Origin of the sequence: Mediterranea sp. An20 (assembly GCF_002160055.1) — a bacterium.
GTDB classification, from domain to species: Bacteria; Bacteroidota; Bacteroidia; order Bacteroidales; family Bacteroidaceae; genus Bacteroides; species Bacteroides avicola.
In genome coordinates, this window is the sequence record NZ_NFJV01000026.1 from 27,997 (window position 1) to 46,673 (window position 18,677).

The window sequence follows — 18,677 nt, forward strand, 5'->3', positions numbered from 1 at the left end:
GGAAGGTCGTTTCGCTTTATCCTAACATGCGCATCGGGGATGGGCATTGGATAGCGAAAAAAACAAATGGATGGAATTTCCTCTATTGAAAGAACAGAGTTTGTCCATGATGAACCGTCTGAAAGCCATTGCCTCGCGGCTTCGCTACCTGAAAGCCACGGCAATCACCATTTCAAGGCTGTACACGTCATAGCAAATCCTGTAGTCCAGCCTGACATGTCGCACCGTTTCCTCTTCCGACAATTCATTGTTTTTGTAAATGACAGCAATAGCCTTACGAATATAGCAACCGAACACATTGAACGCATCGCACATCTCCTGCTGCGTCATCCAAACGGGAGCGGTCGGCATCGTGACCGCCCCGTTTTCAGTGATTGTGATTATTCCTCTTTCCATGTCCGCATCATTTTTCATTGTCTGAATTCCGTTTACATTCCTTTTTCCAGCCGCTGTAATTGCCGCATTTGAACACACGCGATGGCATCCCGTCATCAGGCAGGGAGAACTTGCCTTTTGTGGTCTCGGACAATACAGCCAAGTCACGGCTCACCTTCTGGTTGGTGATTTCCGCATAGATTTGCGTGGTGCGGATGGAGGAATGTCCCATCATCTTGCTGATGCTTTCTATCGGCACGCCGTTGTTCAGGCAAATCAGGGTTGCGAAGGAGTGACGGCTTTGATAGTAGGTAAGATGGCAGTCCAAGCCACATTGTTCGGCAATCATTTTCAGGCTGCGGTTGAGGTTTCCGGTGATTGGCACATAAAACAGTTTGCCGTCCTTACCTTCCCCGCGATACTTCTCAATGATGCGCAAGGGTATGTCCAACAATTTGATATGGCACTCCGCCTTGGTCTTCTGGCGTGCGATGTGAATCCACTTGCTACCGTCCTCCTTCGTGATGATGTTGTCCTCCGTCAAATTCGCTAAATCCGCCCTCCCGATGCCCGTGAAAGTCGAAAAGACGAACAAGTCCCTCGTATGACAAAGTCGGTATGTGGGCAGCTTGGCTTTCAACAGCTTCTCAAACTGCTCACCCGTCAGGTAGCGGTGGTTCACCGGAACCTTCTCTATCTTGTGTCCCGCGAAAGGGTCGCGTTTGAGAATATGCTTCTTCAAGGCGAGCCGCGTCATCTTGTGCAGCAGGATGAGATAGTCGTTGTATGCCGATACCTTCAATCTCAGCACGGTGGAAAGGTAAAACGTGAAGTCGGTCATGAAGCGCATGGTCAGCGAGCGCAACGGCATGTCCTCCATGTTGTACTTGTACTTCATGAAATTGTGAATGTGCTTGCGTGTGGTCAGATAGCGGACATAGCTGTGCCTTGTCCTGTCAATGCCCACACGCTTGGCATATTCTTCGTTATGTTCGTCCATTAGCGCAAGCAGGGTTTCCTTCACCTGCGACTTGCCCGTCACGGCGTTCTTGATGATTTCAGCCGACACGAAGCCGTATCTGTCCACATTCTCCTTGTAGGCGGCATGGGCTTTGGCTTCCAGTGCGGACAGGGCATCGTTTAGCCTGACCAGTTCCTTTTTCTTCTCGCAGTCAAGGCTTTCCTTGCGCCAGTCGGTGGAAGCCCTGCCCGTGTCGGCTTCCCAATACGCAGGCTCGACTTCCAACCCTGTAGAATACTGGCTGACCTTGCCGTCAAGGGTAATACGTCCCATGACAGGGCATTTGCCGTTCTTCTTCAACTTCTGTCGGTTGATGTAAAATAATAGCTTGAACGTGCTGCGCATGGCTTATCCCTCCATCATTTGTTTGACAATAGCCCTTTGTTTCCAACTCGGATTTACCCTGCGCCGGGTGTTGTCCTTGCGTATCGTGGAAGGGGATGCATCAATCCCGAACAGGGAGAACTTGCCGCCGATGGCTTCATTCAGCCTGTCCACGTCACGGTCAATCTTGTCCTGCGTGACTTTCGCATACCGCTGTGTGGTTTTGATATGCTTGTGCCCCATGATTTTGCTTACCGTTTCGATGGGTATTCCTTGCGATAAACAAATTATACTGCCGAATGTATGACGTGCCTGATGGAATGAAATCGGACGGTTGATGCCGCACATCACCGACATCTTTTTGAGGTGGCGGTTCATGCTTTCTTTCGTAAGCATGGGCAGCAATTTCCCGTCGGCATCCATGCCCTTGTATTTCTCCAATATGGCGAGCGGTATTTCCATCAGCCTTACACATTCGGGCGTTCCGGTCTTCTGCCGTTCGGTATGAATCCACAGGCTTCCATCCTCGGTTTTTACAAGGTTCTTCTCCGTCAACGCCCTCATGTCGCAGTAACAAATGCCCGTCCAACATGAGAACAGGAACATGTCCCTCGTGAAATTGCGGTTGGGCGTATCATAAGTCATGTTGGCGAACTTGCCCAGTTCCTCTTCCGTAAGGTACATCTGCTTGAACTCCGGCTTTTGTGGTCTGTAGCCTTTGAACGGGCTGAACGGGATAATGCCACGGAACACGGCAAGCATCATCACGCTTTTCAGGCGGTTTACATGTCCGAGTATGGTCTTGGGCATAAACCGCTTGACGGTGCGCATGTACATGTCGAAATCCTCGATGAAATTCTCGTCCATCTGTTTGACGGGCATGTCTGAAAGGTGGTACTTGTCTTTCAGGAAGGTGGCGAGGTGGCGGTAAGTGTTCGTGTAATGGTAATAGCTGGTTGCGGAACGGTTTACGCCCACGCGCAAGGCATATTCCTCATTATGCTCCGCAAACAGCTTCATGATGGTGTCCTGCGATTCCGCCAGCCCTTGGTAGGCGTTCTTCACTTCCTCTGCCGAAACAACCTCCTTGATGTCTTTAAGTTCGTTGAAACGCTGGCGCAACAACAATAGCGTGCGTTCAATCTCCCGGTTTGCCATGACCGCCATCCTGCTCTTGCCCGTACACCGTTGAGCCGTGGCGTTCCACAGCCTCACGTCCACCTTGAACTTGCATGAGAACTGTGCGATGGAGTTGTTCTTACCCCTGACGGCTATCCTGCCCATGAGGGGCGACAGCCCGTCCTTGTCCTGTCCGCTGCGCTTGATGTAGAGCAGCACTTTCATTTCTGTCTTCATTGCCATAACTTTTTTGGTTGCAATATTAGTGATACATTGCCGACCGACAGAATTGGAAACGGGGCAGAACGGCGCAAACGGAACGGACGCTGCTAAATCTGCGGATTTGAAGCCCCTTCCGCACGTATAATGCTTGTTTACAAGCATTAGAAACGCTGTTTTTCAGGCTTCAGGCAGGTTGCGGAACAGGTAATGACTTGGTAGCGGAAACCTTGCATTATCCTGCCTTTCCCTGCTGTTTGGCTGCAATGGCAAACGACTGCAAAACCGCTTGTTTACAACGGGTTGCGTTTAATTCTCTTTGTTCCTATCTCCCTTGCTTTGATGCTTCTTTCTTGCTTCACGGGCATCGCCTACTCAGACATCTGTCGGTTGAGAAAGGATCAAATCATTTCAGATCCTGACAAAGGAATGTATATCCATCTGTACAGGACCAAGACCAATCACCCCGCATTCATTCCACTTCTTCCCCAGGCCAGGAAAATGGTCAGCCTCTACATCGGGAAAGGTGAGTCGGAATACCTGTTCCCGACCATCTCGAACCAGAAAAGCAACGCCTACCTTAAAGAGCTTGCCGACATCTGCCATATCAGAAAAAGAGTGACATTTCATGTGGCAAGACATATCAATTCTTCTTACCCATTGAAAACAAAGAACTTACAAAGATTGTCAGCTTAACAGGTAACGATTTAGAAACAACTATTCGTTCCAAATGTAAATCATTATCTATCAGTTGATTGTGATAAGTTGTTTTGATGATAGGTAATGGATTTGTAACGTGCTAACTTCTGTATTCTTCATCGCTTTGAAGTGGGGTGATTAGCTGAGGACAAAGATACGGCTTTTTCTTGAAAAACTCAACATCATACACAAATTTTGATAATCCACAGATTAAGCCTACCTATATGACTCCTATAACACGTAACGCTTGGAATTTCTATTTTAATCAGCATATTTGTAATTTTGCTACGATATTTTATATTATATTTGGTTGTATGCCGTTTTGTTTGTATCTTTGCACCTAAACAAGATAAAAACATCAAGTATGATAGTAAACTTCTCAGTTGAAAACTTTTTCTCCATTAAATCGGCTCAAAAAATTAGTTTTGAACCCACATCAGATACTTTTATGTCTGATGAATATTCGTATGAGGTTAAAGAGGGAGTCAGATTGCTGAAGGTAGGCATCATCTATGGCGCCAACGCTTCCGGTAAAACTAATGTATTAAATGCCATTGAGTTCTTCAGAATGTTGGTTTTGAGAATGCCTAAAGACCGGAATGAGAAAACGGGAGTTGTTCCTTTCATGCTGGACGATACTTCAAGAAATGGAACAACAAAGATGTCGATGGTATTTTATATCAACCAATCGAAATATATTCTTAGTTTTGAATTAGATGCAAAGTATATTCATTCTGAGACATTGGTCGTTTATGATTCTATTCGCCCTACCAAGTTGTATAATCGCAGTTATGATGCCGCGACAGATTCCACATCCATTGAGTTTGGTTCAAACCTGAAAATGTCACGGAAAAGCCAAGAAGTAATTTCCGGGAATACAATCAATAATTGCAGTGTGCTTGCCGCGTTTGGCAAAAGCAATGTGGAACGGACAAAGTTGAATGATGTGTACGATTACTTTGCCAACCATGTAAAGGATGTATTAGCTCCTGGCATGTTGCTTTCTGGGTATGTCAAATCACGATTGGATAAAGACGAAACTGGAGATTTGAAGAAATTCATTTTAAATTTCTTGAAAGCATCCGATTTCAACATAGAAGATGTGGTGTTGCACGAAGAAGAAGAGTTGATTACCCCTGAATTGGAACAACTGATTCAGAATGCGCCTATTGACAAAGAGGCCAAAGCCGAAATGCTAAGGAGGGGTAAAATCACAAACGCGGCGCTGACTTTCAAGCATAAGGCAGGCGATAAAGTATATGATTTGTCTGAAGAATACGAATCCAATGGTACGATGAGGTTTTTGGGAATGGCAGTGATTCTGAATTTCTTGTTAAAGACTAATCGGTTTGTGCCTATTGACGAAGTAGAGACAAGTATTCATTACGAACTGCTGGCTTATTTCCTGAAAGTATTTTTAGCAAACAGCAATAGGCCGTCTCAAATGCTCCTGACAACGCATGACATTAATCTGCTTAACGAAGATTTCATTCGACGTGACACAATATGGTTCACTGATAAAGACGAATTTGGCGAGACCCAAATCGTACGCCTCTCTTCTTTAGGATTGCATAAAAATCTCTCCCCTTATAATGCCTATAAGCAAGGAAAATTAGTAAAGTTGCCGTTCCTTGGCAGTCAATATATTAACCTAAACGACTGATGATATGGGGCGAACAGTGACAAAAAGTATCGCCATCATAGGCGAAGGGGAAACGGAGTGGTTCTATTTTGACTCTTTGAGGGTTGCGTGTCGCTATCCTTTCAAGGTCGCACCTGATTTTCCTCAGCATAGCGACATCAAGCATATGCTGAAGTTGGTCGAATCCTATTTGAATAAGCAATATGATTATATTGTATGCTTGTTTGATATGGACAGACTGTTGCAGTATCCCTCTGAAATGCAATCATATCAACGTGCAAAGAAAAAGTATCATGCAAAGAAGTATGCCGGAAAAGTGATGTTCGTAGAAACGAATCCTTGTACGGAATTTTGGTTCTTGCTTCATTTCTTGCCTAATGTGGTTTGTCGGCGATATGAGAGTTACGAGCAGCTACTTCCCGAATTGCAGAAATACATGCCGGGATATGAGAAAACGAAAAGATATTTCATACGCACAAACCTCTATAAATACTTGACAGATAATGGAGATTTGGAACGGGCGATGTCAAATTCAGAAAAACTTTGTCAACTATGCCAAGAATCTCCGGAAGATTTGAAAGCATATTCGGAAATACATCAGGTGATAAGGCTATTAACTAATATATAAATATACATTAAAATTGAAGAATATATGAGTTTTGACAAAAATAAACATTTGAGAGAAGTGTTAGACACTCACAAGATGTGCCACGTCCAGGATTTCGTGAATAAGGTTAAAAGCCGTAGAGAAGAGATTAAGACCAAGATGCACGACCACTATGGCAGCGACAAGTATCCATCATTTGGTTCTGGCAGTTTTGCCAAGCATACCGCCACCAATGTGAAGTTCGACCTTGATTTGGTGGAGCCGTTCAAGCATAATGCTTTCGGAACATTACAGGAAATGTTTGACAGCGTACACGATTTCCTTGCAGAGGAGTATAAGAATACAGGCGTGATAATTCGCAAGCAAAAGGTTTCAATTGGCGTAAGTTTCCCTATTGAAAAGGGGGATGAGAAGCCGGTTGAAGTTGATGTGGTACCTGGCAGAGAACTAAGCAATGATGACTATCTTGATTCGCACGATTTGAACCTATGTTTTAATGAAGACCATTGGGGATTCAAGAAGGGAACAAGCCAAAAAACAAACATCCAGAAGCAGATATCGCATATCGAAGGTAAATCAAATGAGCGCCAAATTATCCGTCTGCTTAAAATATGGAAAAAGCAGAAAGGCAAGAAATACAAGTCGTTTGTTATTGAACTAGCTGTAATAAGAGCCCTTGACGGCTATGATGGTGATAATGGTCTTTGGCCAAGGTTAAAATACACGATGGAGTATCTACGTGACCACATTGCAGAAAACAGTTTCCATCTTTATGACCCAGGTAACACGAACAACGATGTCATAGCTGCTATGCAGGACTACGATAGAAAATCATTTAAATCGGATATGGAGAGTATGCTTAACAATATTGACAGCAATCCTGATTTATATTTACCCTACTACTTCAAGGTAAACGAGAAGTATAGTGGATATAAAGAGAAAGATACGGGTGCCGCTTACCCGACGAGTGCAAAGCGATTCGGATAGTAAGGAATATGATGACAGCAGATAAAATAAAGGAACTGATAGAGGGGCTTTACGGAGTTAGCCTTGTTGATGATTTTACCATTAATGAGGCTGGCTCGTTGAAAGGTCGTATTGCAGTGGCTACAGGGCAAGACAGTGCTGATTTGGAATGGGATGTAGAGATTAGCCCTACCTATCCGTTTAAAGTAATGGGTAGGGAACCTATCTATTTTCAAAATAAGAATCTGCTGAACTATCCGCACATTATGCAAGGCGGTAATCTGTGTATGCATTCTGCGGAATATGAGAATACTGAGAGACAGTTCGTGAACGACTTGGAACAGTTAAAGGAATGGGTAGAAAAATACTATGTAAAAATGGAGAAAGATGCACACTATGAACATCTGGTAGTAAACCATCATCTGATTTGCGGACAGTATTATACTTTTTGCTTCGCAGAAACCAAAGAAGACTTTGCAGAAGGAGACTATGGAGTGGTACACTATGCAGTGTTGCCAACAGGCTGGAAAAATGACAGCCCTGTCAGCAACTATATGGCACAGAAGTTTGTGTCGTGCGCACAGGTGAAGAAAAGAGAGTTGTTCTGTAAGATTAGTAAGTCCTACCAAAAATTAAAGTCATTTGACGGTGTATATTGCCTGCTGAACGGCATCCCATCGGTGCATAACAAGTTTATTGTTGAGGATTACGATTCTATCAAAGGATTGTTCTCGCAGAGTCAGAAAAACTATATCCATAGTTTTGTTGCATTGCATAAAAACAAGTATAATTCCTTCCCACTGTTCTGTGGATATAGAATTCCCGGAGGCGGTGTCTATTGGCAGGCAATGATGCTTTTCATGGATGATTTGCCAATAGAACCCGTGCGGGTGGGCACTGGTAAAAACAGACTTTGGTTTACTGATTTTAAGCAGGGACTAATACAATGGGCAGAAACTGTGGATATTTCATATAAGTATTTCTTCGGGCGTGGAGCCATGCCCGAAGAACTGGCTAACAAGAAAATACTAATTATGGGGGTTGGAGCTATAGGAAGTATTGTGGCTGAGACCCTAACAAGATGTGGTGCGAAAATCCTAACTCTCTATGATATAGATAATAAGGAACCTGGTAATGTTTGTCGGTCTGCCTATTCTTTTTATAGTGGCATAACAGAGAAAACTTTGGATATGGAGAACTTACTGACGCAGATTTCGCCTCATGTTGAATGTACCAGCTTGAAATCCATCGTTGACTTGGTGGTAAAAACATACTCGGCAGGACATGAAAACAAAAGTGCTCTTGCAAAGTTGTTTGACGAATTTGATGTAATATTTGATTGTACTACAGATAATCAGTTGATGCGGATTATGGATTCTACGGGGACGAAAGCCCAGTTGGTTAATCTCTCAATCACCAATCACGCACAAGATTTGATATGTGCCTTTTCACCTAATGTGGCAGAGGCTGTTTTGTTGATATATGGCTTGCTTAAGCGCAACACGGAAACCGACATGTATAACCCTACGGGTTGTTGGAATCCGACCTTTAAGGCTTCGTATAACGATATAGAATGCAAGGTGCAGGTCGCCCTGAAGCATATTATCAGGATGTTAAGTAAGCTAGAGCCCTTAAGCAATTTTTATATAACAGAAGACGATTTGAATTTAAAGATAAATAGGCTATGAAGTATTATCTGGCTGGTTATGATTTGTATATAGAGATACAAGCCTCTGTGTTCAACCAAATACAGTTGCAGGCCGAGGCTGAGTATCCTAATGAGAACGGAGGGATGCTCGCAGGACGATATTCCGTAGATAGGCATACGGTGTATATAGAAAAGGTAGTAGTGCCAGTGGAGAAATTGACTAGCAGGACAACATTTAAGCGTAAAGCCAAGGGGTTGGAAAAAGTATGGGAACAATTGGTCAAGGATGGGTTACGATATGTGGGCGAATGGCATAGCCATCCAAATGGTTCCACCCAATATAGCAATACGGACTTGACGGCTATGGTAGATATTGAGAAGGAAGTGACCATTGCTAATCCATTACTACTGATAGTTGGTGTAAGAGGTGACGGACTTAGTGCCCATACATTTTATTGTTATAAGAATAATAAGTTGTTAAAATACAAGAAGATGATAGATTTAAGAAATTTATTTCATGGTTTGCAAGAACAAATGTTAACCAGTCTGAATGTAAATAGGATGTTTATAGGACACCCTGGTAGTAAGGGGGACGCCACGGAACAACATTGGATAGAATTTCTACGAGCCTATCTTCCTGAGAGGTATAAGGTGGATAAGGCTATCGTGATAGATTCGACGGGCAATGTTAGCGAACAGATGGACGTAGTCATTTATGACGCAATTTACACCCCCTTCATATTCAAACAGGATGGTTTCATGTATATACCTGCGGAAAGCGTATATGCTGTGTTTGAGGTGAAGCAGGATGTGAAAGGATATATAGAATACGCCGCCAAGAAAATTGAGAGCGTACGTAAACTGAAACGAACAAGTATTAGTATGGTTGCCTCAGGAATAACTAAGCCTGCTCGACCATTAACTAAGATAATAGGTGGTATTTTGACTACAACAAGTTCGTATAAAGAGAACGATAGGGTAATAAAACAGTTAGAGGAACTAAAAGGCTTACAGACGTTGGATTTGGGATGCCTCTGTGATGCGGGTAGTTTTTATGTTGATTACAAAGAAACTGTACCTAAAGATATAGACCCAATTACGGATAACTGTAAATATATCGAACAAGTATATGAGAGCCGCGAAGTAAAAGAAATTGAGTTTAGCAACAAGGAGGTGTCTTTATTCACTTTTTTCCTTCAGCTTGTGAGCTATTTAAAATCCATTGGTACTGTTGCTGCAATAGATATCAATGCATATCTGAAGGCTATTAATGCAAAAATCGACGAAGATATTTAAAGTAAAGGTGATAGATTTGTGAACTGCTACAATAATTAGACTTTGCTTCAGAAACATAGATAGAAAGGGTAGAAATTTGGGCAATTCTACCCTTAATTTGTTACATTAGCTTGGCTTCTCAATAAATGCTATTCGTTAGATGGTATTTCAGTTATGGATATCAGTTATTTTTGGTAGAAAGTACTTCTTTTATATACTGTTGCTGTGCGTCATCTATCCCGAACAGCTTGTATAACTGTCCATTAACATCTCCATTATAATCTATCAAACCATTATTATCGGTATAATACAATAAATCAGGAACTTTTTTGGCTAAGGATGTCAGTGATTCATCTGTCATCAAAAAAGCAAACAGTATTATCTCACTTGTTGCATACTTGAAGAAATTACGTGCTTCATTTTCGGTTTCAAAAGTTTTCAAGGCTACTCGTGAACGTCCAAACGCACTATGGTTGTCCATTACGGCTATTTGATTACTTCGTTTTTGTCCTCCGGCATTCGCACTTGAAACAATGACTTTCCAGCGTCCTAAATATTCTGTTCCCGAAGAAATGACATTCTTATTTGCTATATACCAACGCGCACGACCACTTTTCCCTGCCTTATCATTGGTAAATAGCTTTATTTCCGTATCTGGATTGAAATAATCTCCATCGTTATATTCCCTGACAAGAGAAGGATTCTTTTCAACAAAATCGCTTTCAATGCCAAATAAACTACGAGGAAGAACAGAGTCATGCAAACATCCATATTCCTTAATAGCCTTATCCAATTCCCTGACAATCTCATCGTCATTAGGATTGAGTGGGAACAAGTTCTCCCCCGGATTATCTGCATGTATGGATATAACCTTACTTTCTTTTGAATAACGATATGTAAAGCCTTTTTCTGTCTTACCCATATCTTTTAGCACGATGGAAAGTCCGTCCGCGATAGCAACATCCTTGAATACATCTGTAGAACATGGGAAAAACTCCAACATCATTAAATGACAATCATTTATCTGCGCCATTCCAAACTTTTCAAGTCCTTTTCCTGAACGATGAATCCATCTTGCGCCGGGATAGATTAAGGATGTATATTTTCCAAGTCTTTCGCTAATCATTTGAAAATATTGGAAAATACTAATGCTTACTTTTTGACCATTAGAACTCTCTTTCTGTTCCACAACTTCTTGATATGGTGGATTTCCCACTACTGCATTGAATTTCATATTGTTTCCAGCTAAATCATGTACCTTTTTGATGAAAAGTTCCGGTTGGTTCTTAATTTTGTTGATAAGGTCATCTGGTGCATACATATTTGTCTTTGTTCCGCGAAAGCCCACGAGTGTCCGCTTAGTAATACTTTTCGCCATCGGCGTCTTGCAGACCACGAAAATATTTTCCGCCACAACCTTATCCCACACCGCCTGCTGTTCCTCCAATGTGTCGGCAGAAATGGTACTGTCCTTCAGCCGGGAGCGGTAAATGCTGTAAGCCATATAAAGCGGATACAAGCCCGACTTGGAATTGATTTCAAGAATACGGCTGTCAGACGTGAACACTTCTTCCGTTACCTTGCCGTGTTCGATGAAGCGCGGCTCGTCAATGGTATGCTCATAATCCTTGTCAAAAAAGCAGTAGCCACCCAAACAGTCGCCCAAGTGCATGTTTACCACACGCCACGGGGTAAGCACTGTTTCCTTGTCGGGATTGCGGAACGTGCTGAAGATATCCGTGATACGCCCGATGCGTTCTTCCACACCCAGTTTGTCAGCGGCTTTCGCCATCGCACGGATACGCTTGCCTGCGGCGCGGAAGATGTCCGGGTCGTAGTATTTCTTGAAAGCATTGAACTTCTGCTTGCTCACCCCTTTGGGCATGAATTCCTCCCACGAGCGTGGGTCTATCTTCTCGGCGAAGTTGTCAATGGTGATTTCCTCGTCTTCGTTATCCAATTCCGCACCGTAGATGAGCAGGGGCATGCGGATGGATATGCCACGGAGGATGGAGATAGCCGCCTCGCGGTTCTTCGTCTTCTTTTTCAGTTCCTCCAGCCTGCGCTTCTCCTCCTCGGTCAGTTCCTTCTTAGGCTTTTTCTCCAGCTTTTCCTTTTCCTCGTATTCCTCTCCCGTCAACCCTTGGTTGTTGATGTCCACCTGATTGGTCTTGGGCATAGCCTTGGTCTGACCAATAATCTTTTTCAGGTCATCAAACTCCTGCAACTCCAAATCGCCCAGTTTCAATAACTCATCATTGTAGAGGCTGTTGTCCTCGAATCCGTTGCGCACCACACGCTCCACATAGACCTTCTTCAACTGCTCCAGCATACGCGGCACGTCGAACTTGTCCATACGCGAGCCTTCGATGGAAATAACCGGGCAGAAGTTGAGGAAGTCGCCCATCGTCTTGCGGTCGTCCTGCGAGGTCTTGCCTGCCTTGGCGGAAATCTTCGCGGTCTCGGCAAGGACTTTCAGCGTGCGGTCCGGCGCGAAGTCGAACACGTAGCATTGTTCCTTCACCCGTCCGTTGATGGTGGCAGGTGTCTGCACACGAAAGATAGTCTGCATATAGCTGGATGCCGCCGTGTTATATGAGCCTGAGAGCATGAACACGGCCGTCCATGCCGGAACGCTAACTCCCGTAGTCAGGCGTCCGCAGGACAGGGTGATGGTGCGTGTCTCGTCCGGGTCTTTCCCGATAGCCTCATTTACCATTTCAAGCGCACCGCGGTTTTCCTCGTCCTCGTCGCCGTCACCCGCCACGTTTACGATGTGGAAATGCTGGAACACGGGATGCCACTGCAACAACGCACTCAACGCCTTTGCCTCCTTCACGCCCGGCACCATCCACAGCGTATGGCGGAAAACATTGCGGTATTCCTCGCTGGCGAAAGGATAACAACTTTCCTTGTCCTCCTTGGTAAGCAGGTTGAGGAAAGCGGAAACGTCACGCTCATGGATAAAGCCGCCGTCCTTGCCCACACGGAAAAACTCGCGGAAATTGAAAGCCACGTCCTCATCGACAAACTCTTTCAGCAAACGTCCGAGGTCGTAAGTGTAGATGTTCATGGCAGGCAACGCCACATACGGGTTCGGGTCGCCGAAGTGGGTCTTGTCCCATTCGCATTTGGCACGCTGCTCCATCACGTAGTCCCACGTGTAGATTTCGTTCTCCTTGAAATCGTCTAAGAGATTGAACGGCGTACCAGACAACCGTAAAACTTTTGTATCCTCCTTGACCAACTCAGCCATTACAGCCTTGCCGAGTTCGGTCTGCGTTCCCTCGTGCGCTTCGTCAACAATGATTAAGTCCCAAGGCGTAGCGAATACCTCATTATTTTTGTCGAAGTTGCCGCCAACGAGCTCCGACCCGCGCAAGTCCTGCATGGAGGCGAAATAGACATAATGCAGTCCGTCAGCCTTTGCCCTGCGTTCAAGGCTTTCATGGCTCTCGCCGTTGTTCTTAGAGCCGTAGGCAAAATCAGTACGGTCGTAAAATATCTTGCCGAAGTCCTCGAACCATCCGCTGTCCACCACGGGGCGGTGGGTCAGGATGAGCGTCCGCTTGAAATCCATGTCCTTGACCACTTGTAGGGCGGAAAGGGTCTTGCCGAAACGCATCTTGGCGTTCCAGAGCATCTGGTTGCCTTTCCTGAACTGCCTTTCCGTCTTCTCAATGGCTTCCCTCTGTTCGGGGCGGAACACAATGGGGCTGCGCCCGTTTATTACCTCTCCCGGCGACAGGGATTCCTTGCCCTCCTTGACGGCTACAATGGCATGTTTTACCACATCAAGCGTAGTCACGAACCACTCGTTAGCCTTGTTCTCCTTGTCAAACACTTTCCTTTTCACGCCGGAACGCTCCAGCACGGTATGCACCTCCTTGTCGTTGAACGAGCGCAAGCCGCCACGGTTGTACAGCGTCAGTTCGGTATGCAACAGGTCGTAGCGTATGCCTGCGGTCTGCGTGTATTGGTTGATGCGTTTCCTTGCCGCCTCGTTCAGCGGCTTGCTGTTCGGTGCCAGCCCAATGACGCTCTCATCGTCACAGGTAGCCTCGCCTATCTTCAGGCAACCTTCGTGTGCAGCATCGTTGATGCGGAACACGTATATCAGCTTCAGTTTAAGGGAAGAAAAGTATTTCATGGGCATTCATTTTAGGAGGTCGATAAAACGTATGCGCTTGCCTTTACGCCCGGTCTGTGGGTCTTTGGAGCGCCAGTCCTTTATGAGGCAGTAAGTGCCGTTGTGCTTGTAAATGTTGTCCGTCTTGCATCCCTCGCAAGGTGTGACGACTTTCGTATTCTCACCGAAAAGCGACATTTCTGTATGCACCTTGTCGTGGCAACTGTCAGGCACGACTCCTTTCAGTCCGTCCATCTGCCATACGTTCCACGAAATGATGTAGGCGATGTAGTTGACGGACTTCGCCAACGGGTCTTTCCCGAATTTGGCACGGTAGTATTCGACAAAAGAGGCGAGCATGGATTCACGGGCAATAAGCAGGCTGTCGCCTTGCCATTCGTAGGCATATATGCTCTTGTAGGCTTCCTGCGCGGCTTCCAGCCATTCGCCGGAAGTCCCGGTGTTCTCGCTGGCGACGCGCAGTTTACGGTCAAGCAGTCCGATACGGTCGGCAAGCGGAACAACTGCGCCTGTGGTGGTGTCATAGCGGCTGACGATATAGGGTGCTTCGCCGCAGGTGATTTCAAGACGTGTGTCACGGACATAATCCTTCCATGCCTTTCCTTCGGGGAAAGAGATTCTTTCAGGATTCGTTTTCCAGCCGTGCGTGCCGTCCTCTGACGTGTATTCCGTATTGAACACGCCTTTCCTGCCAAACCACGCCTCGTCAATGAGGTTGTTCTGCGCGTTGCACACCCACGCAGGGGTGAACACCTCCGCCATGTCACGGACACGCGCCGACTGGGTGTCCTTATGCTTCAGGACACGGGGCATGATTACCTGACCGTTATCACCCGTGATGAGTTCGGGCAATATCGGGTCATGGTAGCCATACCCTTTGCCAAGGTGTTCATAGTCGGAAGTCGCCCAGAATATGTTGCACACGGCATCGCCCCTGCTCGTCGTATGGTCTTTGAGCAGGGTGGACAGCAATCCGGGGGAATCCTGCAAGATGCTGTTCTCCAATATGTCGGCTGTTTCAGGCATGTTGATACACTCATGTTAAAGTGTATCTCCTGACGGGAGAGCATAATGCCTGATAATCAAACCGTTTATTTCTCATTTGTAAAACAACAGCCGTTTCAATGCTGCTTTAATGCTTGTTTGACGCATTTTTATGGAGTGCAAATTGCCCGTTTTTCACAAAAATGTGTAATTTTGCATCCGATAGTGTATCTCCCGTCAGAAGCACCCCCATTATTCCCAAACAATTTCCGATTACAAGTCTTTCAGAATAAGCAAGTTCGCTTTGTCTATCACCGAACCGTCCAATGACGCGAGGTATATGCGCGTGGTTTCCTCCGAATCGTGTCCCATGCCCTCGCTGATGACTGAAATCGGTATGTTCTTGCTCTTGGCGATGCTTGCCCAAGAGTGCCTGCTCACGTACATGGTAAGCGGCGCGGCAATGCCGCATAGTCGGGCAATCTCTTTCAGGTACTTGTTGATGCGGAACAGCGTACTCTTGTATTGGCTGCGCAGTTTCTTGGAAGGCAGTTTCAGGATAGGGAGCAGGTAATCACCGGAACATCCTGCGGCATATTTCGCCACGGTTTCCTCCATGCAGCTTTCCCACCTGATGTGCAACTGCTGTCCGGTCTTGTGCCTCCGGTAACTCAATATGCCGTTTTTCAAGTCCGACTTCTTCAAATAAGCCATGTCAATAAACGACATTCCACGGGTGTAAAACGAAAAGAGGAACATATCCCTTGCCAGTTCCCAATGCGGCTTTCCCGTCAGGTCAAGTTCCTTGATGCGCCGGATGTCCTTCAGGGATATGGCGCGTTTCACGGTCTTGTCCATTCCTGTATAGACATGCCTGAAGGGATGTTTCTGTGCGGTCAGCGCCTTTTCCACTGCACGATTGTAGGCGGCGCGCAGGATGCGCATATAGAAAGATATGGTGTTCAGGGATGCGCCATTTATTTTCAGCCATGCCTCGTATTCCATTATCAAGTCCTCATCCATGTCGTCCAACTGTATATCCTTGTTCCGCCTGAAACGCATGAAGCTGGACAAAGCGGACGCATAGGTTTCCGATGTGCGTTCCTTGTTCAGGCGTTTCAGTTGCCCAATGACGGAATCCATGAAATTAAAGAACGATTGCAGGCTTGTCTGTTTTCGATAACCGTCCACAATGGCATCTGCCGAACAGACACCTTTGAGCGTCAGGTCGCGGATAATGTTCTCCAACCGCAATACGTCACGGCTGATGTATTTTTGGATAATATGAAGATGGTGCTTCCTGTCTGCATCAGCTTGGGAGGGAGCCGTTACGGATGATGTTCCGGCGTTCCACTCGCTTTCATGCACATACAAGTCTGCCGTAATCTGGCGGACCGCGCGGTTGTGTATCACCTGATAATAGATGCTGCCCTCCTTGCCGTTTACGGAAGAAGGACGGAATTTCACTTTTACCGATGCCATTCACGTTACTTTTTGTTATTACCATTTATTTGTGTCACTTTCAATTTCTCCTGCATCAGACTGTCCGACAAGGTCTTTAATCCTTTGTCGTAGCCGTCAGCTTCCTGTCGTATCCAGTCAATAGTTTCTTCGTTGCGGTGGATGTCGAACACGTCATTCAGCCAAAGAATGTTGTTTGCATTGCAACCTCCCCACGAGCGGATGACACGGAACTTCAACGCATCGTCCGCATACTGACGCTTGGATTTCCAAAGCTCGATGTTGCCCCAGACGGAAAGGCTGCATACGATGCCCATGCCGACCAAAAGAGAAAATACCTTGTTGGACTTGATGTCGAATTGATGACGGTGGATATGCTCCTGTGGCTCGGTATCTCGTTCTTCCGAACTTAGAGCAAACGATTCCTTCAAAGCCCGTAACAGGTGTAGAATCCTGTTCGATGCGTAAACCTCCGCTTCAGCGAATTTGGTCAGCATGGCTTTTGTCTGTGCCTGATGCTCCCTTGCGGAACTGTCAAACAGCTCCTTTATGGGTGTCAAGTCCACCGCCGTAGGCTGTCCGCCAGATTGATTGTTGGTTACTTTTGGAGCGTTCTCCAACTTTCCGTTGATGCTCTTGAGGTCATTCTTGATGTCCTCAAAGAGCGAGTAAACTTCATTATTATCCATGTTTAAAATCTTATTTTACGTTGTTTCTTTTTCTTGTTCCTGCGTTTTAATTCTTCCTCGAAACGGTTTTCCTCAGCCTGTCCGTCCGCGTTGTCCGGCATGAAAAGACCAATCGAGCCGTTGTACAAATCATCGTTGCCCCTTGATTCAGGTTGAAACGTGGGTAGTTCTTCATGACGCGAGGGCGGTTGCATATTCATTCGCTCTGTGCGCCTATTACGTTCCAATGCTGCGTCAATCTTGGAAAAGCTGAACCGCCTGTCAATCTTGGAACCGCTGAACGAATAGCCGTTCATGGTGAAAACTACACCCTGTACCTCGTCCGACTTGCCCTTGTACTTGAACCGCATATCCACTCCTTGTTTCTTCAGATTAGCGGCAAGAATGTTCCAGTTTCCACACCTTGAAACCTCCGATTTAAGGATGGAGTAAAGCCCGTACTTGGTCTTGTCCGGCTCTTTCAGGCGGTGCTGCTTCACCCGTTCCTTGCCGTTGGCAAAGTACAGGTTATATTTCTTCGTCAGTTCCTTGCAGATACGTGCGCTGCGTATCCGCTCGTTGCGGTCACTGATTGTCCTGCCATTATTGGCGATTCGGTTGAACGCTATATGCACATGCGGATGCTCCTTGTCGAAGTGGCGTACGATGAGAACCTGCGTGTCGGTTATCCCCATTTCCTTCAGGTATTCCAACGCCATTCCAGCCATCGCGCGGTCGGTCAGGCGGTGTTCGTCCTCCTTGTGAAAAGCCAACGAGATGTGTCCGACGGGCTTCATTACCCTCGGATTCATCTTTGATTGTGCCTCGAAGCTCATGGCTATCGTGTCCCTGTCCTCGGCAAACAGACCGTCACAGACAAGGATTTTAGCGTCCTTCCCTTTGTCAAGAATGTAGTTTACCACACCCTTGAAACTGCTTCCCTTTACGATTTTAGCTATCATATCTGACTGTCATAAGAGGATTAAATTCAGCACTTCTTCAATCCGTGCCACGAGTATGCGACACTCCATCCTCACCGTAACGAAACCCGCGGCGTTCGCCTTGTGCGCAAGCTGGTTCAGATTGTTCGCCATGCCGCAGAGCTGGCGGACATAGCCCGTATGTTCCGGCGTGAGCCGTTCCTTCACCTGCCCGTTCCTCATGCAACGGCGCAAGAATTCCCCGGTGGATATGCCCGCGTTCCGCACCTTGCCTTTCAGCGTGTAGTAGTCCGATGTCGCCATCTTCACAGTGAGGCGGTATTTCAGCTTGTCTGCCGCTCCTTTCTTGGGGCGGCCTCCCTTGTTTCTTCTGTCAAAAATCCGTTTCTGTTCCATTGATTTTTAATTGATTTCTACTGATTAGAATGTGATTACTGGTTAGACCAACGGGATATGGCTCTCCACGGAGTCTATGAGTGGGAGTAGGCGGTTTCGGTATGCCCGAAACACAAACTTGCTCCCCTCAAAACTCCGTTGGACAGGTTCAGGGTAACTCTGAATTGCGCCCCGTCAATCCA

14 protein-coding genes and 1 pseudogene are annotated in these 18,677 nt (G+C 46.0%); 6 read left to right on the forward strand and 9 right to left on the reverse strand.

What is annotated here, in order from left to right; all coding sequences use genetic code 11:
• Positions 1 to 21: 21 nt before the first annotated feature.
• The 3 genes and pseudogenes from B5F34_RS13440 to B5F34_RS13450 all read right to left on the reverse strand — a co-directional run bounded on the left by B5F34_RS13440 (position 22) and on the right by B5F34_RS13450 (position 3,076).
• Positions 22 to 396, reverse strand: a pseudogene (locus tag B5F34_RS13440) (transporter).
• A 7-nt stretch (positions 397 to 403) separates the two neighbouring features.
• Complete coding sequence (locus B5F34_RS13445; protein WP_087340011.1) at positions 404 to 1,741, reverse strand: site-specific integrase; 1,338 nt, start codon at positions 1,739 to 1,741, stop codon at positions 404 to 406.
• Between the two features lie 3 nt (positions 1,742 to 1,744).
• A complete protein-coding gene (locus B5F34_RS13450; RefSeq protein ID WP_087340014.1) occupies positions 1,745 to 3,076 on the reverse strand; it encodes a site-specific integrase in 1,332 nt (443 codons plus the stop codon).
• A 324-nt stretch (positions 3,077 to 3,400) separates the two neighbouring features.
• Between B5F34_RS13450 and B5F34_RS13455 the strand changes: the two genes are divergently transcribed.
• From B5F34_RS13455 to B5F34_RS13480, 6 genes are all read left to right on the forward strand, one after another.
• A complete protein-coding gene (locus B5F34_RS13455) occupies positions 3,401 to 3,754 on the forward strand; it encodes a tyrosine-type recombinase/integrase (RefSeq protein ID WP_239448973.1) in 354 nt (117 codons plus the stop codon).
• Between the two features lie 367 nt (positions 3,755 to 4,121).
• Positions 4,122 to 5,420 carry an ATP-binding protein gene (locus B5F34_RS13460; RefSeq protein ID WP_087340019.1) on the forward strand — a complete coding sequence of 433 codons (1,299 nt, stop codon included), beginning with the start codon at positions 4,122 to 4,124 and terminating at the stop codon, positions 5,418 to 5,420.
• Positions 5,421 to 5,424: 4 nt separating this feature from the next.
• Positions 5,425 to 6,027 carry an RloB family protein gene (locus B5F34_RS13465; protein WP_087340021.1) on the forward strand — a complete coding sequence of 201 codons (603 nt, stop codon included), beginning with the start codon at positions 5,425 to 5,427 and terminating at the stop codon, positions 6,025 to 6,027.
• A 24-nt stretch (positions 6,028 to 6,051) separates the two neighbouring features.
• Positions 6,052 to 6,993, forward strand: coding sequence for a hypothetical protein (locus tag B5F34_RS13470; RefSeq protein WP_087340024.1), 942 nt, complete (start codon positions 6,052 to 6,054; stop codon positions 6,991 to 6,993).
• Between the two features lie 11 nt (positions 6,994 to 7,004).
• Positions 7,005 to 8,660, forward strand: a complete 1,656-nt coding sequence (locus B5F34_RS13475; protein WP_199612373.1) for a ThiF family adenylyltransferase — start codon at positions 7,005 to 7,007, stop codon at positions 8,658 to 8,660.
• Positions 8,657 to 9,916 (forward strand): DUF6602 domain-containing protein, encoded by a 1,260-nt coding sequence (locus B5F34_RS13480; protein WP_087340031.1) that lies wholly within the window; start codon positions 8,657 to 8,659, stop codon positions 9,914 to 9,916. Before B5F34_RS13475 ends, B5F34_RS13480 begins: the two co-directional genes overlap by 4 nt.
• Positions 9,917 to 10,076: 160 nt before the next feature.
• Here the strand turns inward: B5F34_RS13480 and B5F34_RS13485 are convergent, their stop codons facing one another.
• From B5F34_RS13485 to B5F34_RS13510, 6 genes are all read right to left on the reverse strand, one after another.
• Positions 10,077 to 14,045, reverse strand: coding sequence for an Eco57I restriction-modification methylase domain-containing protein (locus B5F34_RS13485; protein WP_087340080.1), 3,969 nt, complete (start codon positions 14,043 to 14,045; stop codon positions 10,077 to 10,079).
• Positions 14,046 to 14,051: 6 nt separating this feature from the next.
• Positions 14,052 to 15,071 carry a restriction endonuclease subunit M gene (locus tag B5F34_RS13490; protein ID WP_087340033.1) on the reverse strand — a complete coding sequence of 340 codons (1,020 nt, stop codon included), beginning with the start codon at positions 15,069 to 15,071 and terminating at the stop codon, positions 14,052 to 14,054.
• A 231-nt stretch (positions 15,072 to 15,302) separates the two neighbouring features.
• Positions 15,303 to 16,511, reverse strand: a complete 1,209-nt coding sequence (locus B5F34_RS13495; protein WP_087340035.1) for a site-specific integrase — start codon at positions 16,509 to 16,511, stop codon at positions 15,303 to 15,305.
• A 5-nt stretch (positions 16,512 to 16,516) separates the two neighbouring features.
• The gene (locus B5F34_RS13500) at positions 16,517 to 17,179 is read right to left on the reverse strand and encodes a hypothetical protein (RefSeq protein ID WP_087340038.1); all 663 of its coding nucleotides are present in this window, start codon (positions 17,177 to 17,179) and stop codon (positions 16,517 to 16,519) included.
• Between the two features lie 2 nt (positions 17,180 to 17,181).
• Positions 17,182 to 18,120: a relaxase/mobilization nuclease domain-containing protein gene (locus B5F34_RS13505; protein ID WP_087340041.1), complete on the reverse strand. Its 939-nt coding sequence runs from the start codon at positions 18,118 to 18,120 to the stop codon at positions 17,182 to 17,184.
• A 9-nt stretch (positions 18,121 to 18,129) separates the two neighbouring features.
• Positions 18,130 to 18,495, reverse strand: coding sequence for a MobC family plasmid mobilization relaxosome protein (locus B5F34_RS13510; RefSeq protein WP_087340044.1), 366 nt, complete (start codon positions 18,493 to 18,495; stop codon positions 18,130 to 18,132).
• Between the last annotated feature and the right edge of the window lie 182 nt (positions 18,496 to 18,677).